Source organism: Paenibacillus sp. Soil787 (assembly GCF_001429545.1).
GTDB lineage: Bacteria > Bacillota > Bacilli > Paenibacillales > NBRC-103111 > Paenibacillus_E.
The window spans coordinates 339,628-348,739 of record NZ_LMSP01000048.1; the positions used below are offsets into that span (position 1 = coordinate 339,628).

A 9,112-nucleotide genomic window follows, 5' to 3' on the forward strand; every position below is an offset into this window, starting at 1 on the left:
CAAACCTGTACCACCTGTTTCACTCCTGGCATTCTGTGATCTCGAATCGAAATTCAGACTCCATCTCCGGTTTCGGATTTTTACAGTTCAATGTCACACGATAAAAATGATACCTTGTCTTTGAATAAGAATCCATCGCAATTTCTTCCACATGTGCGTCCCACAGCGCTGGATCATAGCTCATTGTCACCGCGTTCAACTTCAAACGTCCAGAACCACTCTCCTGAGGAAGTACACTGCTTATGAACACTTCTTGAAAAGATTCGGGCGTTTTATTAAAAACCGCCTTATCCTTAATCATTAACTGCGGGATCTCGTTTACTGGACGTCTCCATACGAATTCACGGGTTAGGCGTTCCAATGAAACGCAATTGTATGCTTTGGTTACATCCAGAATAAATTGAACTTCATCTTCGGATATTTGGCTATGGATGATATCCGACCGATACGATCTTCCAAAGCCCTGTCTACACCCGTCTACAATGGGAACGGAATGACCATGAGAGCCTGCGTTTACCATCTCATACCGATATTGGGGTTGAAAGTACTGTTTGGTATGGACTCCAACGCCGATATCAGCCAGCACGTTTACACCATCGACATGTAGAATAAAATGACCAAGATCATTATGGTTGTGAGGCTCTTCATTGTGTCCGCCTTTGGCAGCGAATGCATACATGCGTCCTTTCGATTGGCTGACTTTAGAGATCACCCACTGATTCCCGGTGAACAGTTGTTCTTGAATCCCTTCATTATCGTCATCAGAGCCCTGTTGATCTGGCGACCAAAACATGAGTCTGGTTGCATCCAGCCAACTGCTCGGAGACGGGTCCATCCGATACGCCTCGGAAGGCAGTTGGAGTGTAGGCACATAGTTTTGTAAGCGATGAATGAGCCCTGTACTTAACCGAACTTCGTCGGGTGAATCCGAGAAATTGACCACTTTACTACCAGACAACATACACAATTGAGGGAATAGCGAGATGCTCGCTATCTTCGGATCCTCAAGGAGCGAGATTCGACCCTGTGTACGTTCTTTCAACAATTCAGCGAAATACACAAAATGTGAGAATCCATACTGCCAGTAGGCAGGACCTTCCGGTGTCGCCCCTTGCTCGTCGAAGCCAGAGAAGTAATTACGCAGTACACCAATCACACGCCATATCATGCCTGCCAGTTTCTCACTATCATCGATCATGTAAATCGCTGCAGCTCCAATACTAGCGGAGCAGACCGCAGGCCAATTGTTTGTTTTCAGTTCCCAATTTTGCGGAACGGGGCTATGGAAATATACTTGAAATATGCGCCGATCGATCTCCTCTTTCACACGATGGACAATCCATGGATGCAATTTGTCTGCATGTAAATGGACGATTTCCGCGAGGGTAAATGCGTTGATAGCAGCAACCAGATCCACGGTTTCTCGAGGCGGGACAGGCTGATCCCAGATGCCGTTCGGATAATCGTTATGGTATAGCCCTACATGCGCTGGCAATACCCAGGTATATTCGTTACATACGTTCCAAATTGCATTTTCTAACTCAGTCTTCCATTCCGGCTTGTTTTCGATCATAGTGAGCATACTGAACGTATGAAGCCCATCATACAATTGATCTCGCTTCTTCTGATAAATAATCCTGTCTCCCGTATCGCCAAATAAGGTGAACTCGGAGAAAAGAGGAGGACTGGCCGGATTTGCTATTAATTGTGCCGCTTGTTCCTCCAGTTTTCGCCAAAATGCTGAATAATTGGCATCTTCTCTGATTCGTTTCCAATGTTCGGGAGAGCTTGCTTCCGCAAAGAGTGGATGAGGCAGGTGCTGCGTCTCTTCCAAAGCATTCTTAAGTTGTCTTAATGTCAGATGATTCAACATCGGGATTATTCCGCCTTATGCTATTAATATGAATCAAGCGTACTGCGACTTAAAAATCCTTATCACAGTACGCATGTATTATTTTAAAATGCTTTACTTCGTTTTCTTCCATTCGTCAAGCTGTTTCTGCATTTCAGCAATAACCTTATCGCCGCCGGCTTGTTTCAACTTGTCCTGGAATTCTTTTAATTTCTCTTTCGTATCCACTGTTCCCGTAACTAAACCTGGCAGGTATTGGTCTCCAACAGATACGATATTGGCAATTTCAGCACTAACTGGCGTACTGTCGAATTTGAAACCCATAAGCGGTGACGGTTTAGCTGTTTCGTTCTCTTTCGCAGTTTGTTCCACTACCTTTGGATCCGTACCCTCAACTAGCAAAGCATTGAACGTGTTGCCAAATACCCAGCTGGCGTTAGGGTTATAGCCCGCATCTTTGTTGATTTTGATAACGTTATCGGAAACCTTCGAATAGTGCTTTCCTTCAATACCATAACTGATTGTGTTATAAAGTTCTTTGTCCGTATTCAACAAATTGATCAACATCACGGCACGTTCCGGATTTTTGGAATTCTTGCTAATCGACTGCATCGTGGTGATAATCGTACTTGTCGAGGCGTATGCTTCTGTAAGCGGTACATAAATAACATCATTGCCGCCGTTTGCTAACTTCGCGGCTACCTCGCCACCTGGTTTAAGAACATTGTGGTATTGGACAACAGCATTGCCTGTTTTCTCTATATCCGCTTTGTTTTTAAGTGTAGCGGCATTGTCATTCATATAACCTTTATCATGCCAGCTTTTCATCAAATCCAAATATTGATTAAACTGCGGGGTATCATAGATATTGATTACTTTGTCCGGGTTCTTTAGATCGACCCCGCCAATATCTTTTGTAATCCATTCAAATCCGAGATAATGTTGCATATAACCGAATCTGCCAACGCGATCGTTGAGGAAAGGAACAACGTCCTTGGACTCACCGGCCTTCACTTTCTGAAGGAAAGGTTCAATGTCTTCAAACTTTTTGATCGAAGCGACATCCAGGTTATACTTGTCTGCAAAGCGCTTCTGAATGATGAAACCTTCTTTATTCGTCACCGTCTGATAGTTAGGAACTCCATAAATTTTGCCTTGAATTTTGGTTGCATCCCAGACGAATTGCGGCATTGACTTTGTTAGCGTAGGCGCATATTTGCCGATCAGATCATCCAGAGGTACAAATGCTCCTTTGGATTGATTCTGCACATAGTCCCAATTCCAGTTGGACGTCCAGGCAATGTCGTAATTTTCCCCGGAGGCAACTACCGTATTCATCTTTTGCTTGTAGTCTGCGAATGGCTGAGGCTGCAGCTTGACAGTCGCATTAATTTTCGCCTTCGTGATCTTGTTGACTGCATCTTGTACGCTTTGCAAATCCTGTGGAATGGCGCTTAATGGGAAATTCCAAGTCAACTCGACAGGAGCCAATTCTGCTTTTGCCGTTGCTGCCGGGCTCGTAGAAGCTCCGGACTTTGTATTACCTCCACCGCAAGCCGTCAAACTCATAACGATACTCATAGCTACAGCAGATACAGTAAGCATTTTCTTTTTCAATTCAAATTCCCCCTACTAATAAATTTCAATACATTTATATCAACTGCAGCTTCGCTATTTGCGCGCCGCTATTTGATAACGATCGTCTTGATTAACCTTTTATGGAACCAACCGTGAGACCGCTAATGAAAAATCTTTGGAACATTGGAAAAACAATCATCATTGGACCAGCGGCAAGCACCGCCATAGCCATTCTAGCCGACAAACTCGGGAAGTCCGCGAGATTGAAGTCGACATTGACCATCGCAATATTGTTTGACAAATATTCAATTGTATTCATAACACGATAAAGCATCAACTGGAGTGGAATCAGCTTTTGGTTATCTATGAACAATAAGCCAAGCCACCAATCGTTCCAATACTGGAAAGAAATAAACAGTCCTATGGTAACTAGAGCAGGAAGTGACAGCGGCAGCACCATGGTGAAAAAAATCCGCCACTCATTTGAACCATCAATTTTAGCCGACTCGAAGATTTCAAGCGGGAGTTTGTCCATAAAACCTTTCATCACCAGAATGTAGAACGGGCTTAGCAGATAGGGCACAATGAGTGCCCACATCGAATCCTTCAGATGTAAATACTGCGTTACCAGAATATAAAACGGAACGAGTCCACCGCTAAACAAACTTGTAAAGAAGACATATAAGGTCATGATCCGGCGGTATCGGTAATCGCGCCTCGAAATCGTATAGGCCGTTAAGCTAGTGAGCAGCAAGCCGATGAACGTCCCAATAACTGTGACCAGAATCGTTATTCCATAAGCATTCAGCAACGCATCAGGAGCTTGCAAAATGATCTTGTAGGCTTGTAGGCTAAATACCTTCGGAAACAAATGATAGCCATTTAATAGTAGTGATTTTTCATCCGTAAGTGAAATGGATATAACTAGAACAAGAGGCACAATAAACGCCAGTGACAGTAAACAGAAGAACACATTGATCACATTAGCTGACCAGTTAGATCCGCTTCTCGCTAATCCGCCCCTTGCTGCTATGCCTTTTACCTTCTTTGCCTCTATAGCGATTTGCGAATTAGACATAGACATTTCCCTCCTTACCAGAGTGCATTATCCGAGTTTATTTTTTTAATAATCCAGTTAGCGAGTAGAACCAGAATAAATCCAATGACGGCTTGATAAAGCCCGATTGCAGTAGACATTCCAATATCGCCGACAACTCTTAGCGAGCGATACACATACGTATCGATAACATCTGTCGCGTTATACAGGAAGCTCGTGTCGTTAGGAATAAAGTAAAACAATCCGAAGTCGGCACGGAATATTTTCCCCACATCCACAATAAATAAGATGACGATAAGCGGTGTCAGCAAAGGTATTGTGATTCTGCGAATCATTTGCCATTTGGAAGCACCGTCAATTTTGGCAGCCTCATAATAGCTCGAATCAATGGAGAGAATTCCCGCGTAGTAGATGAGCGTTGAGAACCCGGCAGCTTTCCAAACTTGCGTCAGAACAATAATAAACGGCCAATATTGCGCCTGCTCATACCATTTAATCGGCTGTTGTCCTAGCAAACCCAGGATTACGTTCATAAATCCATTCTTATGGTCAAGGAACCCGAATACAACATAGCCGACAACCACCCAAGATAAGAAATAAGGCAGGAATAAAATCGTCTGATGCAGCTTGATCCATTTTCTTGATACTTCGTTCAATAGAATAGACAACGTCAACGCGATAATGAGGGTCAACACGATAAAGGTAATATTGTAAAGAATCGTATTGCGTGTAACCGTGAAGGCAGTATCAGATTTAAAAAAGAACTGGAAGTTTTTAAATCCTACCCATTCGCTTCCCCAAATGCCAAGATCGTATCGATAATTTTTAAAGGCGATCACCAAACCAAGCATCGGTAAATAATTGAATATCAATTTATAGAGAATTGCCGGTAATGACATGACGAACAATTCTCTATTACGCTTGAAGTGTTTCCACTCCGTTTTGATCAGCATTTGCTTCCCTCCTTGCGGTGTTTAACCGTCGTTATATGCCCTTATTATCACGTTAAAACTGTACATATGACTACTGTAATAAATGAAAAACGCTCTACTTTTCTTCCGTACAATTCCGAAAACACTGTATTTTCACCTTAACTTGCAAAGAAAAAAGCTTTCCGGGTACTCACGCACCCCGGAAAGCTTATTCATGAACCACTCTCTTGAAACGGTACTCTTTCGGTGTCGTACCAAACTTTTTCTTAAAAAGCTTAAAAAAATAACTTTCATTATTATAACCGACCATTTCCATAATGCGGTTTATGCTGTAATCGCTGGTTTCCAGCAATAGTAATGACTTCTGCAAACGGACATCATTGATGTATTCACTGATCGATACCGATTCATGCATTCTAAATTGTTTACTCACATGTGCGGATGATAACTTCATCGTGGCAGAAATGCTTTGAAGACTCAAATTTATATCCTCATACTGTTCCTCAATCATTTCTTTAATGGTATCGATCAAGATCTGATTGGACTGTACTTTAACATCTTGTGAGCGCTGGTTCTGGATCTCTTCGAAGATCTCTAGGAATTGCATGAAAATCGGTTCTAGAGTTTCTTGCTTCAGTACATACTGAAACTGCCATTTAAAGTCCAAATTGACTTGTCTAACGGTTCGGCTATTCATTTCCCTCACCGCATTGTTGATGAGAGCCAGTAGATGAAGAATCGAATACATGATATTGTTATAATGTATTTCTCTTAATTGTTGAAACAATAGCTCCAACTGTTCTTTATACTCCTTTTCTTGTCCGGACTTAATCGCTTCCGTCATTTTTTTCTCTACGTCAGCTGGGAACTGAAAAGCAATATTCTCTCTATTGTGCCGGGCGAGTTCAGGTGTGATGATGCTGCTCTTTCCGAAAATCATACGATAAGTCGAGTTTTCCATGACATAACCATATTGCTGTGAAATCTGTTGGTATTGATCCACATCATCCCCAATGGAAATGGTAAGTGAGATCCTATAGTATTGAATAAGGGTTAGTTGTAGTTCCTTCAATATTTTACACAAGTTTTCCGAACCATCATTTTGAGGTTTTCCTTGTGTATTAATGAGTAGGACGAAATGGTCATTTCTCATGGATACAACTTCACATCGTAAACTTTTGGATACAAGCTCCTTGGCGATATTGACGATAGCGAATCTGAAAAGCCTCTTTTCGGAATCCGTTGTCTTCGATTCAAATTCGTTGAAATCATCGATTATGAGTACACACAAACGCAGCTGCTGCTGAAAATCAATGTCCCATTCCACCTGCTGCATTTCTTCCGAAGTGGGCAAGCTTGCATCTGATATTAGTCTCCGTAATGCGAAGGTTTTGAGCGCATCTTTGTTAGTATGCTCTTCCTTTTCGTGCTTAACCAATTTATGCATGGCTTCTTGGTATTCAGTTGAAATGAACTTCAGTTCATCCAGATCGGATCGCGTCTCTGATCCTTTGCGGCGATTACCTGACATTTGTTTCAGCATATTTTCAATCGGACGATATAACCGATAGGCCACAATTAACGAACCCGCGATGGCAAGGATTAAGAATCCGACGATGATACCCAAAGAAATCGTTCGCATTTTGCTCAGCTTTCCGAGAACGACATCGTAGGGCTGAACGCTAGCAATAATCCAGTGGCTTTTGCTCGACGACATAAAGCTTAGTATGGATTTGTCTTTTCCCGCTCCATACACAAAGTAGTCCTGGGTAACGCCGGTGCTAATTTTTTCTCGAATCACCTGCTGGGTGGCTTCAGAGGAAGCATGATTTCCCCATGGCTGTGCCATTAGTGGCATCCCAGACATATCCGTAATAAAAATGGTACTTCTCGACCCATCCGTAATTTTGTTTATATTCTCTACGTTATCAAAAAGCCACGACGGCTTAACTGTCACAATTAGTTTACTGCCTGACATGTTTTCGTAAAGAAACATCGAGAAACTCGGTGAAGCCATTTTATCATTAGCAAGCGGGATAAATGTAAGCATTGGAACGTTTGTCTGTGAATGTATATACTTATCGATCAAGCCATTCATACCGTCATCCTGACAATTCAGACTGCTTAAGGTAGAATAATAACATCCGGTTTTGGCGTTATAAATCGTTATACTTTGCAGAAACGATGAATTTGTAACCGTTTTCTCAAGTCTGTTCAACTTTTGCGCAAGCTCGCCTTTGTCCATAACGGCGATATTCGACAGATAGACAACGTCAGGGTCAAAGTAAGTCGATACGGCTATATTTTTCACAGTTTCGTGCATATAGTCAATATTATATTTAATTTGCGAAAGTACCTTTAAATCCGCTTGCTGCTGCATTTGAAGCATGGTTTTATCCGAATTGTAATAGAGAAGCGTAGTACTTACAGTTAAAAACACGACCATTAATACGGTAATGGAAAGGAGCAGCTGAATCAAATATTTTCTTGATTTATACATGCGAAGTATATTCATGTTGGGTCCTCCGTAACTAGCATGTCTAAAAACTTAATACTAAATTCGTATAAATACTGGCCACTTATTAGTATAGTTCAATTTTATTGTAACACAAAAAGGATACCCAAGAGTGCTACTTATTGCATCACTATGTTGCCCTATAGAGCACTAGATTCTAAGGCTTTATTCGAAGCGAAACCAAACGAAAATCGCCCTTCACCTTGCCAAATAAGGGCAAACTGAGGGCTTTTAATTTCTCCTATTAATCAATATATAGTATAACCTATCCGCAACTATTATCAATATAAAATAAATCGGTACTGAGTAACTATTATTCCAATAATGATTGACAAAATGAAGCCATGAATCAAATATAGGATGTCCAACATATGTTGTAGTTCACATCTCCAATACCCTAACTTATATCCCACCGTATCCAAAATGCAAGTAATAATAGTAATGATTGCTCCCGAGTAAAGTAGTTCCTTCCAATAAAATTTATTTTTGTACTTCCACCAGAACCACCATGGAAGTATAGATAGTACTATGCAAATCCACCACTGCCACGTAGAAACGCTAGTTTGAACAAGGCCTATCATAGATTCCCCTCCCCACCAATGTCATTTTCAAGTCTGCGATATCATGAAAAATACATCGTTCCAGAAAAGAAGTTAAGAGGAGTATTATAAATATACCCTTATTATTACGTTAAAACTGTACAAATGACTACTGTAATAAATGAAAAACGCTCTACTTTCTCCCCCTACAATACCAAAAACTCTGTATTTTCACCTTAACATGCAGCAGTTGCCACTGACTGGGCATACATGTAGCCTTTAGTAAAAAATAGCCGCATGCTCCGGAAATGAATTTTCAGAGCATGGGGCGTGTACTTCACGACCTGATAAATGGATAATTTACTTAAAGTTAAGCAAAATTACAATAGGATTTTTTGAAAGAAGCACTACCTTGTGAGCTAGCGTCCGGTGGCGACGGATCTGACGACCTTGCGCACAATTTTTGTACGCTAGCGTCTGGTCGCGACGAATCYGACGACCTTGCGCACAATTTTTGTGCGCTAGCGTCCGGTCGCGACGAATCTGACGACCTTGCGCACAATTTTTGTGCGCTAGCGCCCGGTCGCGACGAATCTGACGACCTTGCGCACAATTTTTGTGCGCTAGCGTCCGGTCGCG

At 41.8% G+C, this 9,112-nt stretch carries 5 protein-coding genes; all 5 read right to left on the reverse strand.

Annotated elements, in window-relative coordinates:
* Nucleotides 1–19 precede the first annotated feature (19 nt).
* Entirely contained in the window at nt 20–1,873 is a 1,854-nt protein-coding gene (locus ASG93_RS33520) for a heparinase II/III family protein (protein ID WP_056839505.1), read from the reverse strand.
* A 93-nt stretch (nt 1,874–1,966) separates the two neighbouring features.
* Nucleotides 1,967–3,469, reverse strand: coding sequence for an ABC transporter substrate-binding protein (locus ASG93_RS33525; protein ID WP_056839506.1), 1,503 nt, complete (start codon nt 3,467–3,469; stop codon nt 1,967–1,969).
* Between the two features lie 91 nt (nt 3,470–3,560).
* Nucleotides 3,561–4,508, reverse strand: coding sequence for a carbohydrate ABC transporter permease (locus ASG93_RS33530; RefSeq protein ID WP_082615256.1), 948 nt, complete (start codon nt 4,506–4,508; stop codon nt 3,561–3,563).
* 14 nt (nt 4,509–4,522) lie between these two features.
* On the reverse strand, nt 4,523–5,440 hold the full coding sequence (locus ASG93_RS33535; RefSeq protein ID WP_056839509.1) for an ABC transporter permease: 918 nt from the start codon (nt 5,438–5,440) through the stop codon (nt 4,523–4,525).
* Between the two features lie 187 nt (nt 5,441–5,627).
* Complete coding sequence (locus tag ASG93_RS33540) at nt 5,628–7,934, reverse strand: helix-turn-helix transcriptional regulator (RefSeq protein WP_056839511.1); 2,307 nt, start codon at nt 7,932–7,934, stop codon at nt 5,628–5,630.
* Nucleotides 7,935–9,112: the final 1,178 nt, after the last annotated feature.

Coding starts and splice junctions, on each gene's coding strand:
- ASG93_RS33530 (WP_082615256.1), bottom strand. CDS start 4,508: ATGTCTAATTCGCAAATCGCTATAGAGGCAAAGAAGGTAAAAGGCATA.
- ASG93_RS33520 (WP_056839505.1), bottom strand. CDS start 1,873: ATGTTGAATCATCTGACATTAAGACAACTTAAGAATGCTTTGGAAGAG.
- ASG93_RS33540 (WP_056839511.1), bottom strand. CDS start 7,934: ATGAATATACTTCGCATGTATAAATCAAGAAAATATTTGATTCAGCTG.
- ASG93_RS33535 (WP_056839509.1), bottom strand. CDS start 5,440: ATGCTGATCAAAACGGAGTGGAAACACTTCAAGCGTAATAGAGAATTG.